Source organism: Bacillus cereus (genome assembly GCF_025917685.1).
Classification (GTDB): Bacteria; Bacillota; Bacilli; order Bacillales; family Bacillaceae_G; genus Bacillus_A; species Bacillus_A cereus_AT.
This window is the reverse complement of record NZ_CP089518.1, coordinates 2,099,407-2,120,591: the sequence shown is the minus strand read 5'-3', so window position 1 is coordinate 2,120,591 and position 21,185 is coordinate 2,099,407. Positions and strand designations below refer to the sequence as shown.

Below are 21,185 nucleotides of genomic sequence, written 5' to 3'. Positions count from 1 at the left end.
TTCAGCAAATGCGCGGAAGCTAGGCGGGATATCAACTGCCCGTAAAATCCCGATTGGTGAGGGCTGATAATTTGTGAAGGATGGAAAAAGCCTCCACTGATCAAAGTTTCACTTTATTACAAATTTTTCATGCTAAAATTGTCTAATTATAGTATTCGATTACATATGTAAAATCCCTTTAAACAAAAACGATTTCATCGTCATATGTTATAAAGGGATTTCTAGGTTCTATTTCTATAGTTTTATCGTACTATTCTCTATACAAAATCTTTGTAATTCTTCGACATCTTTCACTATATGAATCGCCCCAGCATCACTCAATTCAATCTCACTACCATATCCATACAATACACCTATTGAAGCAATTCCGTTACTGTTCGCACCGATTACGTCATGCTTTCTATCACCAATCATCACCATTTCTTCTTTTTTAAGTTCTTCATTTGTTTGTAAAATATGAGCAATTATTTCTTCCTTTTTTATTTTTGTCCCGTCTAAATTACTCCCTACAATCTCTTCAAAAAAAGTTGTTAACTGAAAGTGCTCTATTACTTGTTTCGCAAATACAGTAGGTTTTGATGTTGCTACAAACAAACGATTGCCAGCATCCTTTAATTCTTGCAATAGAGTTGGAATTCCATCGTATACTGTATTCTCTAATAAACCACTTCGCTTTAAATATTCGCGAAAATAAAATACTGCTCGTTCTACTTCTATTTCGTTCATATTATATCTATCTATAAAAGACTGTTGTATTGGTGGACCGATAAATGAATCTAACTCGCTTATATTTACTTCTTCAATCCCGATTTTTTCTAACGCGTATAGAACAGAATTTATAATCCCTTCTTTCGGATCCGTTAATGTTCCATCTAAGTCAAATAGAAATGTTTTATACATATTTAATTCCCCCACTGATTTTATATGTACCCCATTAAAGCCATTCTCCTAATTAGCCCTTTACTATACTATCACGATTTAACTTTTCAGAAAATTACTTTTTCTAATCCTTATACTTTCAGTTACAAAATCACAAAAGATATGATAAAGTGAAAAAGTTATACTTAATTTAATAGAAACTGGTGAATCAAATGTCAATTACATTAATTTTTATTATGGCTTTCACAATTGTTATCCACGCGGTTGAAACTAGCTCTTATAGTATTCGATTAGCTGGTGTACGTTTAAAAAAAATTGCCGTTGCCTTATCCGTCGTAGGAATGGTACTGCTTATTTCAAGAACATCTAACTTACTACAAGCCTTTTTAATCGGTGGTATTGTCGATGAAGCAAAACTAGATTCTTCTATTAATTTAGAGCATATTATACGGCTCGTTCTATTATCTGCTTCTGTCGGTACTTTGCTCGCGATTATACTCTATCCAACTTTGACAAAGCTATTTGGATACGTCATTCAAAACTTTGAAACAGATGGTTCATTCATTCGAATGATGAAGACAAATAACATTCAAAAATTAAAGTACACAAAAAAATATGTACGCTTCCCTAAATTCGAAATGATTCATCGAATGAGGATCGGTGGTATCCCAAAGCGTATTATGCTTATTAACATGTTTGCTACTGCAATTTATACAGCGGGGGTACTTTCAGCCCTTTACGCTTCCTTTTTAAACCCAGATTACGCAACAAATGCAAGTACAGCTTCTGGTCTAGTTAATGGTTTTGCTACCATTTTATTAACAGTGCTACTCGATCCACGCATTGCTCTTTTAACAGAACGAGCTTTACAATCAGAAAAGGGTGCCGATGCAATGAGTAAAATGTATGGTTGGCTAATGATTTCTAGACTTCTCGGCACCTTATTAGCACAACTTTTATTTGTACCAGGTGCTTACTGGATTTTATGGATTATTGAGCTGATGCATTAATCTACAAGGAAGGTGTATTTATCAATGAATATAAAAACAGAGCAAGATTTAATTCACTTAATAGAAAACGACGAATGGATGATGAATGTATTACAAATGGCAAAATCACTAGAGCTACCTGATTGGTGGGTTTGCGCTGGATTTGTCCGTTCTAAAATTTGGGATGCTTTACATAACTACGAAGTACGAACAGCTACACCCGACGTCGATGTCATTTATTTTGATCCATTACATAAAGATGAGGTATATGAACAATCATTAGAACAGAAGCTGACGAAGATGGATGCCTCTATCCCTTGGTCAGTAAAAAATCAAACTCGCATGCATGTAGTGAATGGAATGCCGCCATACTCTTCTTCTGTTGATGCTATTTCTAAATTTCCTGAAACAGCAACTGCTTTAGGCGTTACGCTTGACGAACAAAACAATGTCATATTAACGTCTCCATGCGGAATTGAAGATGTGCTCTCATTACAAGTGAAACCTACACTTCATTTTCTTGAAACGAAAGAACGAATACATATGTACAAAAAAAGAGTTATGAAAAAGAATTGGCAAAGCAAATGGCCCAACATTACAATCACTTATCCCGAAATTTAAAAAGGGTGCTTCTCATTATTAGAAGCACCCTTTCCTTTTTCAATTCAAAAAATGAATAACTGTTTCAGCGAAGCGATCTGCTTCTTCATAATGTGGCGTATGACCACTCTCTTCAAACACGATATACTTACCATTTCGAGCATCTCGATTAAATACTTCAATTTGCTTTTCACACGTTACTACATCATATTTTCCTACTATTAATAACATTGGATTCTGTACATCTTTTATTTTAGATAATAATGACGTATGACATGCTCCCTCTGATTTTAATCTATCGAAATGGATTTTGGAACGATTCGAAAATACTCCCCACTCTTCGTCACTATATAAACTATCGTCTGTCTCATCTTCCTTATAATTGTAAATCTCCATTCTTTTTTCTTCTAATTCATTACTTAATCTTATATAAGCTTCTAGCAATTCTTCTGAACTAGCATTACTAGATGAATAAGCTAGGCACTCTTCTGCCGCTTCTTCTTTTCCGTACTTCTTTAATAAACTCCCTGTCTTTTGTAATAAAGCCCTACTTGTTAATGCAAAATCAAAAGTCGGCCCTTCAAATATTATTTTCTCTATTGAATTTGGATACGCCCTTGCATATAACAATGCTAAATATCCACCGAAAGAATGTCCAATTATAGACCATTTCTCAATTTGTAATACTTTTCTTAGTTCTTCACAGTCTTCAATCAAATCTTTTAATCCAAAAGCCTCGTCCTCAGTAATTTCTTCTGAGCGACAAACGCCTCTTTGATCTATCATAATTACAAATAAAAAATCTTTTAAACGTTCCGCTTGATGATATGAAAAATCATAGCAACTTTCTCCTGGTCCACCATGTAAGTATAAGACTGGATTATTTTTAGGATTTCCATGCGTTTCAACGTATATCTTCTTCCCTCTAATATGCATGTATTTCCCAGTTTCTATCAAATTCGCCTTTATAATCATCACCTTCTTTTTTACTGAATATTATAACATTTAATGTTAAATAATTCCTATTACATTTAAAAAGACGATGATTATTGCAAGTGGCGCTACAAATCGAAGTAAAAATGCCCAACAAGTAAATACTTTCTTTCCGTAATTTCCACCTACAAAAAATTCTGCTTCTAACACTTTCTTTTCCATTTTGAATGATACGAAAATACTAATAAATAGCGCTCCGAGCGGCATTAAAATATTACTAGATAAGAAGTCTACTGCATCAAAAATATTCTTCCCAAAAATCGTAATATCACTCCATACTCCAAATGATAACGCAGATGGTATACCCACTAAGAAAATACAGAAACCAATGATCCATGATAGTTTTGTTCTTCTTTCTTGTTCACCATTTGCTAATGCTGAAACAACCGTCTCTAGTAGAGAAAATGCCGAGGTTAATGTCGCAAATGTAAATAGCGCAAGAAATACCGTTAAGAACAATCCTCCGAATGGAATTTGGCTAAATACAGATGGCAATACAATAAATAGTAAGCCCGGCCCCTCTGTCGGCTCCATTCCTAATGAAAATACTGCTGGAAATATAGCAAGGCCTGCAAATAAAGATACGAATAAATTCAATCCAACAATCGTAACTGCTGATTTTGGTAAACTTTCTTTTTTATTTAAATACGAACTATACGTAACCATAATCGAAATCCCTATGCTAATCGCAAAGAATGATTGTCCCATTGCGAACAAAATACTTTCTGAAGTAATCTTTGAAAAATCTGGTTGTAAGAAAAACTTCACACCTTCCATTGCATTATCAAGTGTTAGTGAGCGAACAATAAGAGCGACAAATAAAACGAACAATGCTGGCAACATATATTTACTTGCTTTTTCAATGCCATTTTGTACACCTTTTGATACAACCCATATCGTAATGAACATAAAAGCGAAATGTCCAATAATAGCCCAAACCGGATTTCCAATTGTTTCAGTAAATAACGAACCGTAATTTTGTCCCGGAGTAATAAGCTGTCCAGTTACTCCTCTGAATAAATAAATTAGTACCCATCCACCTACAACACTATAAAACGAAAGTAATATAAAACACGTTCCAACGCCAAGGCGTCCAATCCAGTGCCACCCTGTATTTGGTGCAATACTTTTAAATGCTCCAACTGCTTGTTTTTGTGTACTGCGTCCAATCATAAATTCAGCTATTAGTAGTGGTAGTCCAATTAACACAGTAAATAATATAAAGATTAAAAAGAATGCTCCTCCCCCGCTCTTCCCAGCGATATAAGGAAACTTCCATATTGCGCCAAGTCCAATTGCTGATCCTGCTGCAGCCATTATAAATCCTAATTTCGAAGTCCATTGCTCCGTCTGTTTCATCTTATTTTCCTCCTAATTAAATCTTTTTATATAAATAAATAAATTTTATATACCTATCCGAATAAACCCTCCATTTCTTTTTCTATAAAATAAAAAATGGCTCAGCATCTCTTTATATAAAGAGACGCTAAGCCATTTACTTAACGCGGTACCACCCTTATTGATTCCATTATGAATCCACCTTAGTAGTAATCGTTTGATTACAAACCTAATATCGAAGGTTAACCGTTAAGATTTACTAAGAATGTGATTCCGTTCCACCTTACTGCTCCTAGGCGAGTTCAGGATGTCATTTGACTATGTCACACCAACCCATAGCTCTCTGTACAAATATACGACCTTACTACTCCTATTCAACACATTTTAATATTTAGAATATATTTTCTTTTGAAATTAATATGAAGTATATCGGTTATATTTGTAACTGTCAAGGTATATATAGATTTTTTGTCGAAAAAAGATTTTTATAAAATCACATAGAAAATATTTACAAATAAAAATATAAGGAGAAAATACGTTATGTCACTTTTAAAGAATGGATGTTTTTTATTATCCGCTCATTTTTCATCATCTTTGGTATTATTGCGATTTTTTCCTTGCCACAATTATTTTTCGGTGCACCTCCAAGTCCAACAACATCACTAGCAATGCCGCCTACACCAACTTTACAATTGAATTTTAGTAACTATTTCGAACCATTTCATTTAACATTGCTGGTACACTTGTTTTACTTGGCCACAATCATCAGTTTTTAAATATTTTGCCTTGGATAGCATTCGGCCCCGTTTTATTTTTCACTATCGTTATTTTAGCTGTATACATGATGTTATCAGGTATGCAAAATGTATTAGAAAAAGATATAAATTATATGGAGAACTCGCTTTTATTAAGTGTTTTATCAAAAGACAAAAGAGAAAGAAAGAGAAAATATTTTTCACTTTTTAAACAAAATGTAAAAATGAAAGAACAGTAAAAAAGAATCTTCGCGATAATCGCGAAGATTCTTTTTTATGGTGTAAGACGTGTACAATCTCTCGGAAAAGCGCTCGCCTCTCGTACGTTTGTTAATTCTAAAAGTTTATATACAACCCTTTCTAATCCAATTCCAAAACCGCCATGCGGTGGACAACCATATCGGAATGTATTTAAATAAGATTGAAATTTCTCTGGATGTAATCCTTTTTCTTTAAAAGATGCGAGTAACATTTCATGATTATGAATACGCTGTGCCCCTGATGTTATTTCTAATCCCTTATATAATAAGTCGAATGAATCGGTAATAGATGGATTCTCTTTATTCGGCATCGTATACATCGGCCTAGCTTCTTTCGGATAATGTGTAATGAAAACTAACTCACTCTTATATGTTTCCTTCACATATTTCCCTAATAACTTTTCACCTTCTGTATCTAAATCCCCAATCGGCGATTCTTTCCGGTATTTATTTTTCAAAATATCTTGTGCTTCTAACAATGCGATTTTAGGAATTTCAGTAATGACAGGTACTTCTATTTGGAGTAGTTGTAATTCTTTTTTGCAATTTTTTGCTACTTGTTGAAACATATATCGTAAAACATCCGTTTCTAATTGCATCACTTCATGAAAATCATGAATAAATCCAATTTCTACGTCTAACGATATATATTCATTTAAATGTCGTGAAGAATTATGATGTTCCGCCCTGTAAACAGGCGCAACTTCAAATACACGCTCTAGTCCCCCAGCTACCATCATTTGTTTATAAAACTGTGGTGATTGTGCTAAATAAGCTTCCTTCTGGAAATATGGAAGCTTAAAAACATTCGCGCCTCCTTCTGCCCCTTGTGAAACAATTTTCGGAGTAAATATACGTGTAAAATCGTTTTCTATCAGAAATTCACTAAAGCTCTGAGCGAGTATAGATTTCACTTTAAATATCGCCGTGATTCGCTCATGTCTTAACGATAATACCCGCTCATTCAATAATTGATCTAAGCCAACTTGTAACTTCTTTTTATTTATTTCAAATGGGAGTGATTCTGCACCATTTAGTACTTTCACTTCATGTGCAAGTACTTCAACCCCTAATTCTGTTTTCGAAGTCTCTACAATTTCACCAACTATTTGAACGACACTTTCTACATCAACTTTGTATCCAGCTAACCCGTTTTCTAATACACATTGAATAACTCCCGTTCGGTCCCTTACTAATAAAAAACTAACATTACCTAGATGACGAATTTTTTTTACCCATCCTTGTAGTAATACAACCCTTCCTACATGCTCCGTACATTCTCGTGTGAGTGAACGCTTCATTACTTGATCCATTATATTTCCCTCCATTAATTTTATTTTTATTTACGTTATTGTTATTGTTGTCGTCGTCATCATCCACGGTCACTCACCTCCTTTCAAAGAATACAAAAATCCGTCCCTATAAATAGGGACGGATTTTTCCGCGGTACCACCCAAATTGTCATAATGACCATCTTAGCCCTGATAACGGTAGGTACCGTTTGCTTTTACTAATTATCACGTTCAAAGCAACACTCACAGGTGTCTTTCCATCATGCGGTATCGCAATCTTCCCAGCAACCGATTGCTCTCTGTAGACCCTTGCATCATGTACTTTTCCTAATCATCACTTTTTATATTTACAGAGTATTCTATCTTTTTAATTTATAAAACGCAAGCCTTTTTTAAATATATACTGTTTTTTTACATCCACTTTTGTACAATCTCTTCTAAAGCCATTCCACGTGAGCCTTTTAATAATACGACATCCTTTTTCGTAATAATCTTCAATACTTCCTCTGCTAACTTAGCTTTATTATTATATGACCGAACTTGCCCTGTAGCATATGTCTTCATTGCTTCTTCCGCTACTATTTTTGCCAGCTCTCCATAAGTAAACACATGTGAAATATTCTCTTGATTTAGCATTTTACCAATTTCTCTATGATACGTTTCAGCTTCCTTCCCTAACTCCAACATATCCCCAATTACTATGATTTTTTTCTGATAAACATTTAACTTCTCTAACGTTTCAATTGCAGCCTTCATTGAAGATGGACTAGCATTCCATGCATCATTAATAATCGTAAAACCTGTTTTTGCAATTGAAAATTGAAAGCGCATATGAGTAATATTTATTTGCCGCAGTGCTTCCTTTATTTCTTCTGGAGATACATTGTAAAATTGACCTACAGCGATTCCAACAATCGTATTTAAAATATTATGTTTTCCATGTAAGGGGACATCATACTGTATTTTGGAATCATTTAATTTAAAATGAACACCATATTCATCTAATTGCACGTTTGTTGGAAACAAATCATTTGTATCCTTTTCACCAAATGACTTACATTCTAGACCTAGCACATTATTATTTCGAGAAAGTAATGTCTCATCACCATTATATAAAAACAGTCCTTCATCTTTTAATCCGTCTATAATTTCTAATTTTGCCCTCGCAATCTCTTCTCGTGATCCAAGTGTTTCTAAGTGAGACTGCCCAATCATTGTAATTATCGATACATCTGGCTGTGCTATTTGTGATAAGTTTCGAATTTGTCCTTTTTCACTCATTCCCATTTCAAGTATTAAAAACTCTGTATCTCGTTTCATTTCTAAAATCGTTAGCGGCAAACCGATTTGACTATTTAAATTCCCTTTTGTTTTATGCACACTATAAGTTGTACTTAAAATGCCTCCTATTATATCTTTTACTGTCGTCTTTCCGTTACTACCTGTAATACCGATTACTTTTACACCTAGCTCATTCCGATAAAATTGTGCCAATTGTTGCAAAGCAAACAAAGTATCATCTACAAATATAATTGGTATCCCTTTTGGCGGAGTACCGTAAGACTTTTTCCACATGGAAGCAATAGCTCCATTATCCATTGCCTCTTTCACATAATCATGTCCATCTTTCACCCTAATAATTGGAATAAATAAATTTCCTTCTTTAATGTTTTTTGAATCTATGCAGACACCATGTATTTCTATATGATGAAAAGATTCTTGTAATCCTTCTCCATCTACTACCTCTTCAAGTTTTTTTAAATTCATTTGAATCAAAGTATCACCTTTTTCCATTTTATTACATAAATCCCATTTCATTTACGCATATTAATAAAAATTTTGTAGCGAGGTGTTTATATGAAAAAAGTGATTAGTTTCTTTCTCCTTTTGTTATGCCTAATTGTAGTAAACGAAACGTACGCCTATTCACCAAAATCTTTACCAATCTCCCAAAACTCTGATCAATGGCAAGTGAATATTGATGAACCGAAAAAAATAAGCAAAAATATGCTTCAAGCTAAAAAAGATGAATTTCAAACATATCAATTTTCAGTAAAGAATGTCGGAGAAAATGAAGTATATAACGTACAAGTTGAAGTCTTCCGCAATGAACCAAATATGAAAACAAAATATGAACTCTTTTCCCTGAAAGAAGGTCGTCTCGCAAGTGGAAAAACTGGATTTAGACATGCTAACTTCCCTGTTTCTACAAAAGCCAATGAGGTTGACGTGATCATTACATGGCAAGAACATCCTTTCCGCTCTATGAGAAACGGTCAAAAAGTCGAGTCTAGAAAATTTAAAGAGCATTTTGTTTTTAAAGACGAAAAAAAATAAATGGAATGCGGATAAATTCACACTATCATTGATATAGCTTACTTTACTAGTACCAGTTCTTAAGCAAATTAAAAAGTCGTGGCTTATAAAAGCCACGACTTTTTATATTAATTTGTGCTAATTCCTCTCGCTGCCCAAATGCGATCAATTTCAGCCGCATGTTGTCCGCCATATAAAAGAGCATCCGCTTGCTTAATTGCTTTTGCCCCATCACGGAATTTAGCATTTGGCGTTAATGACCAATGTGATTGTAAAATAATTTTTGTTGCCACATCACGTCCAAAAGATTGCGCCATTTCGTATTGACCTTGGGCCCAAATTTCCCCATCATTATGCACTTCATTCGTTATATCTTTCGGGTATACTTTATTCGTATCTAATCGGCGTAAGCACGTCGGATCTGAACTAGAATAAGCAGTCGCATCCCATTCTCCAATACATGCTTTTCCGTAACCAGTTGTCGATACTGCATCTTCATACGTAGCACCTAAGAAGTCTCCAAACCCTTCTCCCATCGCTCCACCTTCTGGTGAACTTCCGAATCCTGGTACTTGATTATCTTGAATAGAATGTCCATATTCATGCGCGATAATGCCCGCATCTTCTGCGTCATCTACACCGCCAGTACCGAAAGTTAAAGCTTTCGTTGATGGGGAATAGAATGAATTATCGTCAGTTGTACCATTTACATTTACTTTAATCGAACGATTATTAATATTTTTAAAGCCCAATCCTTGAATGTAACGCTGTAATGTATCAATATGATAATATGACATAACATCTTCAAAACTATCATTTGCACGTGTGTAATTAAATTGTAAATTTGTAGATTTCGTCTTCGCTTTTGAAGAAATCGTAACATACTCTCCAATTAAAAATCCTGTACCATCTAAACCTTTTAACGTAACAGTTTTTAATTGATTCGTTAGTGCTGTCGAATCTGCATCATTATTATCTTTTAACCCTACTTTACTACCGCTAGATACGACGGGGTTAGGTAAAAACACTTTCCCAGTCCCTTCTGCTTTTCGGTTTATATCAACCTTTTTAATTAGCTTTCCATTTTCTGCATCAATAAATGTTTCCCATGCACCGAAAGGTTTATTAGAATGGACTAAAACTTTGTATACTGGGATAGCTACTCCATCCTCAATAATATATCCGAATTCTTTCTCTGTAGGAGCCCATAAGTTTTGCTCGCTTTCTCCTCCAACATACGCCATTGATTTTTGTTCTGCGTCTTTTTCACTAATCTTTTTCGCTATTTCTTTCACACTTTGAACTGCCTGGTAATCAGAAACAGCAAGTAATCCCTGTCCCTGTCCATTAATAGTAACTGTTATTTGTTTTGAAAATACAGGAGCACCATTGACCACTTGTTGGAATCTAACATATGAAGCTACTGGTGTTTCTGTTGTAGAAATATATTGTAAGTCTGAAAGGTCTGCCTTCAATCCATATTCCGTAGCATGTCCTTTTAAATATTCAATTGCTTTTTTCTGCGGTGAATAACCTTCAAGCTTTACTTCCTGTTGTTTTTCCAGTGCTGAAACAGTAGAAATTGTCCCCATTACTAATGGTACAGTCATTGCCATTGCCACCATTTTTTTATTAAACATAAAACCACTCCCCCTAATAAATTGAAACCTTTACCCCATTCCTATAAGGCTATTCCTGTCCACAAGTAGCGAAATAAAGTGAATCTACGAGTAATTCTATACGAGCAATTCTATTACCTTTCCATTTCGGATGAGTGAAATTTTCTCAATATTTATGTGTAAATGGAGAAAAATACTGTAGAAATATATTACTTTATTCATTTCCTAAACCCTATAATTTTTAATAGAACATCAAACACCATTATTCGTTTTATTATTTGCTACTGGATTTTTCATTTTCAGTGTATTATTTAGCGTTTTATGGCGAAAGAAATTTTCTAGAGGACCTATCGAATGGATTCTGCGGAAAATAACTGGTTAATTTATCTTCACACAAAAAAGGAAGTTGGAATGATTCCAACTTCCTTTTTTCTTTAATTAGCCGGGCTTAATTTAATTCGGACTTTTGTCTCACCTAAAGGAAGTTCATCGTCTTCATTCGTTAAGTTATCAAATGTAAATTGCTTAACGAGTAAGTTTTCTTCCAACAAATCTTTATGATTTGTTAAAGTTTTCTGTAGTTCTTCCTCTGTATCAAGAATAACATCCACTCTTAAATTAACTGGTAAATTCAACTGCTTACGATATTCTTGGACTGCCCGAATGAATTCACGAGCCACTCCTTCTTGTAACAATTCCTCCGTTACATTCGTGTCTAACATAACTGTATATTGTCCGTTAGTCGTATTTGAGAATCCTGTTTTTGCTACTTTTTCTACTAATACATCTTCAGACGTTACAACTACTTCTTCCCCTGATGCTGCTTCATATACTGCTCTTTCAGTTGAAACAAAGCTTTGTACTTCTTCTTGTGATAATTGTTTTAACCAGCCGTTTACTGCATTCACATTTTTACCAAACTTCGGCCCTGCTGTTTTAAAATTCAACTTTAATTGATATGATGTGTACTTCGTTTCATCCAGTTCAACATGAAATGCTTTCACATTTAGCTCATCCATTACGATATCACGATAAGATTCCCAATCGATATTATTCTCTTTATTCTCAAGTAATACAAGCTCTGCTAACGGCTGTTTTACTTTTAAAGAATGCTGATTACGGTTACTTCTTCCAAGTTCAACAACTTGTAAAACTGCATCCATTTCCACTTCTAATTTCGGCTGGATAAGTGATTCATTTACAACTGGATAATCCTCTAAATGAACGCTACGTCCTTCTAAATTCAAATGAATATCTTCAGCGACAAATGGTGTAAATGGTGCAATTAATTTACTAATCGTTACAAGCACTTCATGAAGTGTTTCATACGCCGCTGCTTTCTCAGTATTCATACCAGATTCCCAGAAACGATTGCGTGAACGTCTTACATACCAGTTACTTACTTCATCTACAAGCGCCGCGATTTCACGAGCTGCATTCGTAAATTGATAATCATCAAGTGCTGTTCTCACTTTTTTCGTTGCGCTATGCAATCTTGATAATACCCATTCATCCAATTTCGTTCGCTTTACATCATAGGTTTCATTCGGATTATACTCATCTAAATTTGCATATAAAACGTAGAAGCTATATACATTGACTAACGTATCTACAAATTTAGATTTTGCTTCCAGTACTGTTCTTTCAGAAAAACGCTTCGCATTCCATGGAGCACTGTCCACAAGTAGAGCCCATCTTAAAGCATCTGCACCAAACTGATTTACTAAATCAACTGGATCTAGTGCATTTCCTTTACTTTTAGACATTTTCTGTCCTTCTTCATCTAGAACATGCCCTAGTGATAAAACTCGTTTATATGGAACTTTTCCTGTATATAGCGCTGATACTGCCAATAAACTATAAAACCAGCCACGTGTTTGATCAATTCCTTCTGCAATAACATCTGCTGGAAACTGTTCTTCAAATAACTCTTTATTTTCAAACGGATAATGATATTGTGCAAACGGCATGGAGCCACTATCAAACCAAACATCGATTACTTCTGGTGTACGATTCATTGTACTTCCGCATTTTTCGCAGTAAACTTGCACTTCATCTACATATGGCTTATGCAATTCTAAATCTTCTGGTGTTTCTTTCGCACTATGCTTTCTTAATTCAGCAATGCTTTTCGGTGCGAATTGGTGGTCGCAGCTTTCACATTCCCATACGTTTAACGGTGTTCCCCAATATCTATTCCGGCTAATATTCCAGTCCACCATGTTTTCTAAAAACTTACCAAACCGTCCGTGCTTCATATGGTCTGGATACCACGTAACAGAATCATTATTTCGTAAAAATGTTTCTTTAATCTCAGTTGTTCGGATTAACCAGCTTTCTCCTGCATAATAAAGTAATGGTGAATCACAGCGCCAGCAATGCGGATAGCTATGTTCATATTTTTCTTTATGATATAGTAACCCTTCTTTCGCTAAATAACGAACGATATCAACGTCACAATCTTTTACAAACTTACCTTTAAGAAATGGTACTGCATCCGTATACTCACCTTTCTCATCTACAACATGTAAGAACGACAATCCTTCACTTTGAACGACTCTATAATCGTCCTCCCCATATGCTGGAGCGATATGAACGAGTCCTGTGCCACTATCTGCAGTTACAAAATCTGCTGCAATTACGTGGTACCCATTTGTAACTTCCTTCATCGGAAACGGTGCTGTATAAGATGTGTTTACTAATTCTTCGCCTTTATGAACGGATACTACTTCATAGTTTTCTTTTAATACTTCTTGTACACGCTCTTTCGCAACAATGTATACATATCCTTCTTGTTTCGCTTTAACGTATTCCATATTCGGATGTACGGCAAGTGCAACATTCGCTGGAAGTGTCCACGGTGTTGTCGTCCATCCAAGGAAATATTCATTTTCACTATCTTTTACTTTAAACTTAACCGTTGCGCTTAAATCTTTAACCGTTTTGTACCCTTGTGCAACTTCATGTGAACTAAGCGATGTTTGACAGCTCGGACAGTATGGAGAAACTCTATGTCCTTTATATAACAAACCTTTTTCATGAATCGTCCCTAAAATATTCCATACACTTTCGATATATGGATTCTCTAGAGTAACGTATGGATCATCCATATCTACCCAATATCCAATGCTCTCCGTAAATTCACGCCACTGCTTCTCATATGTGAATACACTCTCTTTACACTTTTGAATAAATGGCTCAATGCCGTACTCTTCAATCTCATGCTTACCTGAAATACCAAGTTGTTTTTCAACGCCTAATTCTACTGGTAATCCATGTGTATCCCAGCCAGCTTTTCTTAACACTTTATATCCAGCCATCGTTTTATATCTTGCTACTAAATCTTTAATTGCCCGACCAAGTGCATGGCCGACGTGTGGTAAACCGTTCGCCGTTGGTGGTCCTTCATAAAACACAAACGATTGTGCGCCTTCTCTATTCTGAATTGATTGTTCAAAAATGCCCTGTTCGTTCCACTGCTTACGAATACGTGTTTCTCTCCCTACAGCTGACTCTTTTACATCTACTTTCTTCATCTACAATCACTCCTTTGAATGTTTTAAAAGCACACAAAAAACCCGTCCCTATGAAGTAGGGACGGGTTTACCCGCGTTACCACCCTAATTCTATTAGCTTTTCACTAATAGCACTTAGCAACGTACTAACATACGCGTTCTTTGTAACGGTAGACATCCGTCCGAGCTTACTTTATTCAGCCACGGCTCCTCGGAGATGATTTTCAAATAACGTCTGCACACCGGCTTTCAGCAATACACCGGCTCTCTGGAGAACAGCTCACTATTTTACTCTTTCTCGTCTTCAGATTTGTATACTTTATTAAAAGTTATTTTATGCCATTAGGCAATTAATTGTCAACTAATTCAAAATATATTTTGATTTATATCCTTTTTATCTATTTCTATACAATTACTTTTCAAATTCTCGTAATCCCGCTAAATCTTCATCTTCCTCTGCAAGTTCAGCAAAGAATCCCGTCTCATCTTCACGAAGCACAATTTCAAGTTCTTCTTTCGCCTCTTCATTTCTGTTTAATAATGCTAAGTAGCAAGCATGATCGTATCTTGCTAACAAGTGTGTAGCATCAATTTCTAATATATCACTTGTTATTTTTTCTGCTTTGGCAGTTCGCCCAGTTCTATGATACGAAGATGCTAAAGCAATAAGAATTGCCGTTTCATTTGGATGATGTACAGAAGCATCTTCTAATAAATGAATTGCATCCTCAAACCTCTCTTGACTTTGGTATATTTCTGCTAAAGTAAGGAACCCTCTACTTACAAACGATGTTTTCTCCGTTAATTGTAAACATATTTTTTCTGCTTTTCTTTCTTCCCCAGCTTTCAAGAATACTTGCGCTTGTAAAAGAAGCGTATCATAATCATCCGGTAGCTCTCGAACCATTTGTTTCGTTAATTCCAACGCATCTCGTAACATGCCTTCTTCTTCACACTCAATGAAAAGATTTACAAGTTGCTTCGCTACATCATAATCCCATTTATTTTCTAGCGACGTTTGCAATACTTCTATTGCTTCTTTATTCATTGCCGCATTCTCGTAAAATAGTGCAAATCGCTGCGCTGCCATACTATTTTTCGGATTTAATTTTAACGAGATTTCATATAAATCAATGATTGTAGTAATCATTGAAATTTCTTTCGCGCGATTTTTCATACGATAAAAAGCTCTCGTAAATATAGATTTTTTCGGCTGTTCATTTTGTTGACGTTCAATCCATCTTTCTGTAACCGCAGCTGCTGCATACATGAATGCCATACTTCTATCCGATTTTTTCACCTTTAATGTATGAAGAGAATCTCTTATGTGAGACAATTTTTTATGTTGTTCTACTGCTTTTATATATACATCAAATATACGTTCACTATCCATATTCTTTTGGATTACTTTCAGTGCAACCTCGATTGCTTTTGCATCTCTTTTTTTCACTAATACTTTTGCATAATGATATAGAACTTCTGTATGTCCCTCATCTAATTGTAGTGCTTCTTCAATTCGTACCTTTTCTTTATCTATTTCATTCATCGCTCCATACACATATGCAATCGCATCTAAGCGCCATATTTCAGGTACTTCGTCCGCTAGCTGTTCTAATTCCTTTAGCAACTCTTCCTGAAGATTTATTTCTACTGAAAGCTGTGCCAAATATTCCATATTTATATGCAATGGCTCTTCTTTCATCGCCTGAACCATATGACTTTGTTCTTTTAAACGATTTTCTTCTTTTTCATATATTTCTGCTAGTTGCAAATGTACACCCGGGAAGTTTTCATCAAGCTCTAAACATGTTTCATACGCTTGCTTTGCTTCTGTCAATTGTCCTAATGCCATAAGTGTTTCGCCAATTCGGTAATATGGCAATGTCGTTTTCTTTTGTTCGAGTGCCTTGTTGTAGCTCTTCATTGCCTGATCATATTGTCCAATAGATTCATATAAAATACCAGCATAACAACCGTATTCAATTACTTCCGTTTTTTCTTTTTGTAACGTTCTTAAAAACGCTATGCCTCGTTGCACGAAAGCTGTTTCCTTTATTCTATTTACATACTCTTCTAATACGTTCTCTATATTACTGTATAACTTTCGTATACCGTCCTCTAATTTAGAAAGTGCTGTTTTCAACTCAGCTTCATTCCCGCCTAACGCAATTTCAGCATCCCACAGCACCATACCAGCATTCATAAGGAAATCTTGATTGTCCTCAAATTGCTTATTGATACTAACAATATAATTTTTTGCATCCTCATATTGTTCCTTTGCCATGTATACTTGAATTAAACCAAAATGAGAATATACATCTTCATTATTTTCTTCTAAAGAGCGCTTATATATAGTTTCTGCTTCTTCAAGTTCATCATTTTGAAAATAAAAATCTCCTAAACGAACGTATAAAGACGCCTGATCTTCACAATTTCGAATTCCTTGTAATAAAATTTCCTTCGTACTTTTCTCATCATCCAAATCTGATTCATAGATTTCCGAAAGCTTCGTATATAAATAAGCTGCTGTTTTATCTAACTGAATTGCTACTTTAAGTCCTTTTACCGCTAAATACACTTTTCCTAAATGTTGAGCACATCTTGCACGTTCATACCAAATGTGTGCTTCATACTTATATTCTTTTAATAAATCATTAAAGAATCTATATGCTTCTTCATATCGTTCTAAATCTATTAAAATTAAACCGTGATTTACAAGTGTAAACCTTTCTGGGCTACGTTCTATAGCTGTTAGAGAATACTCTATCCCCTTTTCGGATTGATCCATATACATGTATGATAATGCTAAGAAACTCCACGCAACTGGTTGGTCTGCATCCAGTTGTAATGACGAACGAAAACTAGCAATCGCTTCTGCATAATTATCTTGCTCAAAAGAATACCGCCCATTTATAAAATGATACAACGCTTGATTGCTTTTCTTCTCCACACTTTGAAGCATATGTCCTGCTTTTTCCATATCTTGCAGACGAATAAAACACTGTGCACTATGCAATTTCACAAAGTCAGAGCTCGGAAACTTTTCCATTAATTTTTCTATACAAAACTGAATAAACTCTTTATCTACTTCCGCATCTAAATGTTTAATCGTATATAACCAAGTGTTTGGATTTTCACTTGTTTCTTTTAAAAATAATACTAACTTTTCAATTCCCTCTTTATCTTGCTCAGCTAAATGATCAGTTAGAGAAAAAATTGATTTATAATAATTATGTTCTTCCTCATCCAAAAATGAAAGTTGTTCCATTCTATCTTTTGGTGTAAACGTAATAGCTAAACAATCTGTATAACGATATTTTTCTTGCAACTTATCATATTCCACAAGAATCGGTTCTAAGAAATTCGGATCTTGAATATAAAAAGCTTGCAGCACGTCGTCATAACCAGAAAGTACTTGTACATGGGAAGCGTGCTCAATATCTATACTTAATAAAACAGGAATACCTTGATCAAGTAATCTCTTATATTTTTCCACATTCCCTTGAAAATAACGATATTCGTAACCTTGCTCCTCTATATATGTAACTGTATCTGAAAACTTAGAACCTGTTACATCAAAAATATGTTGTGCTATTTCATCTTGCGTACGTTTTTCTCCCCATATCCCTAACATCATTTCTAAACTTGTCGGAACACAATAGTTATCCTTTTGTACAACCGGAACTATTGGTAAACGAACCTTTTTTCCATCAGGATTTTTTTCTATATGATGATATAGAGAATTTTTCAAACTCTTTTCACTTTTCAATAGTGCTTGCAAATCATGCATATTATTTATTTTATAAAATGCTTCTGCACGTAAATGTATAAAATAAGTTGTATATGCATGATGCGGAAGCATGTGATTGATTTTATCTATTACCGCTAACATTTCTTTATAGCGCTCTAAATCTAATAAATATTTTACTTTTTCAAAATAGAAATATGGTACTTGAGGGAACTTTGCAATCGCATCATTTATAAGTTGTAATGCTCGCTGCTGTTCACCTTTATATGCATATAATTGCGCCAATAAGTACGTAGCTAGCTCTTCACAATCTTTATGCTGCTGACCGGCTAAAAGTTGTTCCTCTGCCTTCTCCCACTCACCAGTCTGTATATATAAGTAACCCCATTTATCAAAAACTGCACGTGTACTATACTTTTCCGCCTTTTGCATATAGGCATAGGCCTCTTCATTTCGCTTCATATCTAACAAACATCTAACTAACGTAAAATATGCTTTCGTTAAAACATCCGCATCAGTTTCCTCTTCATTTACCTCTTCCAAAGAATCTTTTAATAATTGTTCCGCATCAAGGATTTTACGCTCATCAATTAACTCATCACAATATAAAGAGAGCGTTCTCATATTTGGGAATTTTTTATAAGTATAACGAATTAAAAAGGAGCTATATTGATGCATCAAACCTTCATCAGCAAGGCGAATTAATGTATCGAACTCTGTAAATGATGAAACGTTAGAAAGCCAGGTCTTCACGTATGATAACTTATTCGTTTCTTTTATATGTGCAATTTCATTATTTATCTCATGTAATCCATCTACAAATCTCTTTTCTTTCAAACAAACTTCTAATTGTTTAAAATCTAGCATGTATTCACCTCAAATAATTATTTATACTGCCATTTGCAAGCAGTATTCTAACCTACTTGCTTAGATTTTACACATCATATAGTATGCATTCAACTAAAACCTCATATAATGAACGATATTATTTAATATTATTTAATATTATTCAAGTTTTTAACTAAATATCTTAAAAACGATACTTTTTCTCGTTATTTTGTTTAATTTGATGAAATAATGTATAATCTTTTTCTGGTAAATGAAATTATACAGACGATAATTGATATATATATCAATCGAATCTTTTATTATATCGGCGATTCTTAAAATATATCAGCGATTCAACAAGGTATATCGATTCACTCATCAAACTTTAAATCTACAAAAACACCGTAATGATCACTTGGAAATACGTGTGATGAAGTTAATGCTGAATCTCCAAATACAGCTACATTTTCTATATTTAGAGATTCAAACGAATCATTTTCTTGTATCAATATCCAATCATATCGTTCTTCTTTCTTTACATCCCCTATTAAATTTGTATTCTTTCCATAATCTAAAGTTGGCTGAGCCAAGGTGCAATCATGTTCTTCTTTAAACTGAGCTACATCTATCCATTGGTTATCTACTAAGTATTGATGAACACTCGAATCAGGATTGGCATTAAAATCACCACAAAGTACTTCATATGTACTAGTTTTACTTTTACTCTTAATCCAATTATGTACTGTGCTAATTTGTTCTTGCCTTATCAAAATTGACTTCCAATTCAAATGAACATTTGTTATTCCGAGTTTGTAATCTCGATATTTAAATATAATTCTAATTGCACAATAATTAGCTTCCTTTGCATCAGTTTCCCAAATAGCCTCTTCCATTAATATAGGAACCTTACTTAAAAAAGCTAATCCTTCATCTGGAGAATCTGGATATTCTTTAAATATACAAAATGGATAATTTACTTGCTCCGCAATATATTGTGCAACATTTGTCTTCTTTCCTTTATTATTAATACAACTCCGAACTTCTTGAATTGCTAATATATGAGGAGCAATATTTTGGACTTCTTCACAAATAGCCTCTAACCTTTCAGACCACAATGTTTCATGATTCCAAATATTAAAAGTAGCAATTTTCATTATATCGCTACTTTTTAACATTGTATTTCACCAAATGTAATTTTCATATTCGGAGCATATACTAAAGATGAATGCATATGAAATGCTTTAAAAAACCGTAGTTCCGCTTCATATTGAGCTAACGCTTCATCATATGTTAATCCTCTTACCATTAAACGTTCTATAAATTGCTGTTTATCACCTGGATTGCCCGCAATTCCCTCTTCTTTTAATGAATGATACAAACTATGTTTATCATTATGATGCATATTAGAATCTAAAAAGTTCACTTTATCACTTACTCTACACTCGATATTTTTCACACCTAATTCACTTAAATACATCGGTATTTTCATACCGATATTGCCATCGTTACCGTTTCTCTGTGTGTCCCTTTCAAATAACTTCTGCAAAACACCTAGCTGAATAATTTCCGATTGATTCTCTCCATCTAATACGTAAGAAGACATATTTGACATCCAATGTGGTTCAAAACAGATTATTTTACCACCTTCCTTAATTGAATGTATCATTTTCTCTAGCATCGTTTTTTGGGAACTCATATGTAATAAGAAAGCATGACAGACCGCAATATCGTTTTTATTTTTCAATTCAATTTCTGTAGCATTTCCTTCAATAAATTCTGATTCATATGGTAGTGTACGAAACAACTCTCTCGCTTCAGCTATTAATGCTTCCCCGCTATCAATGCCTGTATACTTTGATCCATTTGGAAGCAACGGCAACAAAACTAATCCTAAATAACCATATCCACAACCATAATCAACAATATGTACCGGCTCAGTAATCTTCCAAACTGTATTTACTAAAAAACTTAAATAATCGTCATTGTAATATAAATCTCTCGTATTTTTTAAATATGTTAGTTTACTGTTCCAATCATACTCTTCCAAAACCCA

13 protein-coding genes, 1 pseudogene and 3 other annotated features are annotated in these 21,185 nt (G+C 34.3%); of the genes and pseudogenes, 4 read left to right on the top strand and 10 right to left on the bottom strand.

Annotated elements, in window-relative coordinates; all coding sequences use genetic code 11:
- Window positions 1-234: 234 nt before the first annotated feature.
- Window positions 235-900: an HAD family hydrolase gene (locus tag LUS72_RS10980; protein ID WP_097831922.1), complete on the bottom strand. Its 666-nt coding sequence runs from the start codon at window positions 898-900 to the stop codon at window positions 235-237.
- 191 nt (window positions 901-1,091) lie between these two features.
- Between LUS72_RS10980 and LUS72_RS10975 the strand changes: the two genes are divergently transcribed.
- Together LUS72_RS10975 and LUS72_RS10970 are read left to right on the top strand one after the other, a co-directional pair.
- Window positions 1,092-1,889, top strand: a complete 798-nt coding sequence (locus tag LUS72_RS10975) for a lipid II flippase family protein (RefSeq protein ID WP_097831921.1) — start codon at window positions 1,092-1,094, stop codon at window positions 1,887-1,889.
- 24 nt (window positions 1,890-1,913) lie between these two features.
- Window positions 1,914-2,489 carry a nucleotidyltransferase family protein gene (locus LUS72_RS10970; RefSeq protein WP_097831920.1) on the top strand — a complete coding sequence of 192 codons (576 nt, stop codon included), beginning with the start codon at window positions 1,914-1,916 and terminating at the stop codon, window positions 2,487-2,489.
- A 39-nt stretch (window positions 2,490-2,528) separates the two neighbouring features.
- Here the strand turns inward: LUS72_RS10970 and LUS72_RS10965 are convergent, their stop codons facing one another.
- The 4 genes from LUS72_RS10965 to LUS72_RS10950 all read right to left on the bottom strand — a co-directional run bounded on the left by LUS72_RS10965 (window position 2,529) and on the right by LUS72_RS10950 (window position 8,900).
- Entirely contained in the window at window positions 2,529-3,443 is a 915-nt protein-coding gene (locus tag LUS72_RS10965) for an alpha/beta fold hydrolase (protein ID WP_264448940.1), read from the bottom strand.
- 36 nt (window positions 3,444-3,479) lie between these two features.
- Window positions 3,480-4,820, bottom strand: coding sequence for a sodium-dependent transporter (locus LUS72_RS10960; protein WP_098361868.1), 1,341 nt, complete (start codon window positions 4,818-4,820; stop codon window positions 3,480-3,482).
- Window positions 4,821-4,937: 117 nt separating this feature from the next.
- Window positions 4,938-5,186, bottom strand: a binding site (T-box leader).
- A gap of 642 nt (window positions 5,187-5,828) precedes the next feature.
- Window positions 5,829-7,127, bottom strand: coding sequence for an aspartate--tRNA(Asn) ligase (gene aspS, locus LUS72_RS10955; protein ID WP_264448939.1), 1,299 nt, complete (start codon window positions 7,125-7,127; stop codon window positions 5,829-5,831).
- Between the two features lie 111 nt (window positions 7,128-7,238).
- Window positions 7,239-7,450 (bottom strand) — a binding site (T-box leader).
- 67 nt (window positions 7,451-7,517) lie between these two features.
- Window positions 7,518-8,900 (bottom strand): UDP-N-acetylmuramoyl-tripeptide--D-alanyl-D-alanine ligase, encoded by a 1,383-nt coding sequence (locus LUS72_RS10950; protein WP_264448938.1) that lies wholly within the window; start codon window positions 8,898-8,900, stop codon window positions 7,518-7,520.
- Window positions 8,901-8,963: 63 nt separating this feature from the next.
- On the opposite strand from LUS72_RS10950, the gene LUS72_RS10945 reads away from it, so the two are divergent.
- Window positions 8,964-9,443 (top strand): hypothetical protein, encoded by a 480-nt coding sequence (locus LUS72_RS10945; protein ID WP_097831916.1) that lies wholly within the window; start codon window positions 8,964-8,966, stop codon window positions 9,441-9,443.
- A gap of 107 nt (window positions 9,444-9,550) precedes the next feature.
- Here the strand turns inward: LUS72_RS10945 and LUS72_RS10940 are convergent, their stop codons facing one another.
- Window positions 9,551-11,062: a M36 family metallopeptidase gene (locus LUS72_RS10940; RefSeq protein WP_097831915.1), complete on the bottom strand. Its 1,512-nt coding sequence runs from the start codon at window positions 11,060-11,062 to the stop codon at window positions 9,551-9,553.
- Between the two features lie 223 nt (window positions 11,063-11,285).
- On the opposite strand from LUS72_RS10940, the pseudogene LUS72_RS10935 reads away from it, so the two are divergent.
- Window positions 11,286-11,423 (top strand): annotated as a pseudogene (locus LUS72_RS10935) (DUF418 domain-containing protein); the annotation flags it as partial.
- Window positions 11,424-11,475: 52 nt separating this feature from the next.
- On the opposite strand, the gene ileS reads toward LUS72_RS10935, so the two are convergent.
- The 4 genes from ileS to LUS72_RS10915 form a co-directional block, all read right to left on the bottom strand.
- Entirely contained in the window at window positions 11,476-14,577 is a 3,102-nt protein-coding gene (gene ileS / locus LUS72_RS10930; protein ID WP_264448937.1) for an isoleucine--tRNA ligase, read from the bottom strand.
- Window positions 14,578-14,631: 54 nt separating this feature from the next.
- Window positions 14,632-14,870, bottom strand: a binding site (T-box leader).
- 98 nt (window positions 14,871-14,968) lie between these two features.
- Window positions 14,969-19,171, bottom strand: a complete 4,203-nt coding sequence (locus LUS72_RS10925; protein ID WP_264448936.1) for a bacteriocin-processing peptidase family protein — start codon at window positions 19,169-19,171, stop codon at window positions 14,969-14,971.
- 332 nt (window positions 19,172-19,503) lie between these two features.
- On the bottom strand, window positions 19,504-20,307 hold the full coding sequence (locus LUS72_RS10920) for an endonuclease/exonuclease/phosphatase family protein (protein WP_170961044.1): 804 nt from the start codon (window positions 20,305-20,307) through the stop codon (window positions 19,504-19,506).
- Window positions 20,301-21,179 carry a methyltransferase domain-containing protein gene (locus tag LUS72_RS10915; RefSeq protein ID WP_097831912.1) on the bottom strand — a complete coding sequence of 293 codons (879 nt, stop codon included), beginning with the start codon at window positions 21,177-21,179 and terminating at the stop codon, window positions 20,301-20,303. The genes LUS72_RS10920 and LUS72_RS10915 overlap by 7 nt, the downstream gene beginning before the upstream one ends.
- Between the last annotated feature and the right edge of the window lie 6 nt (window positions 21,180-21,185).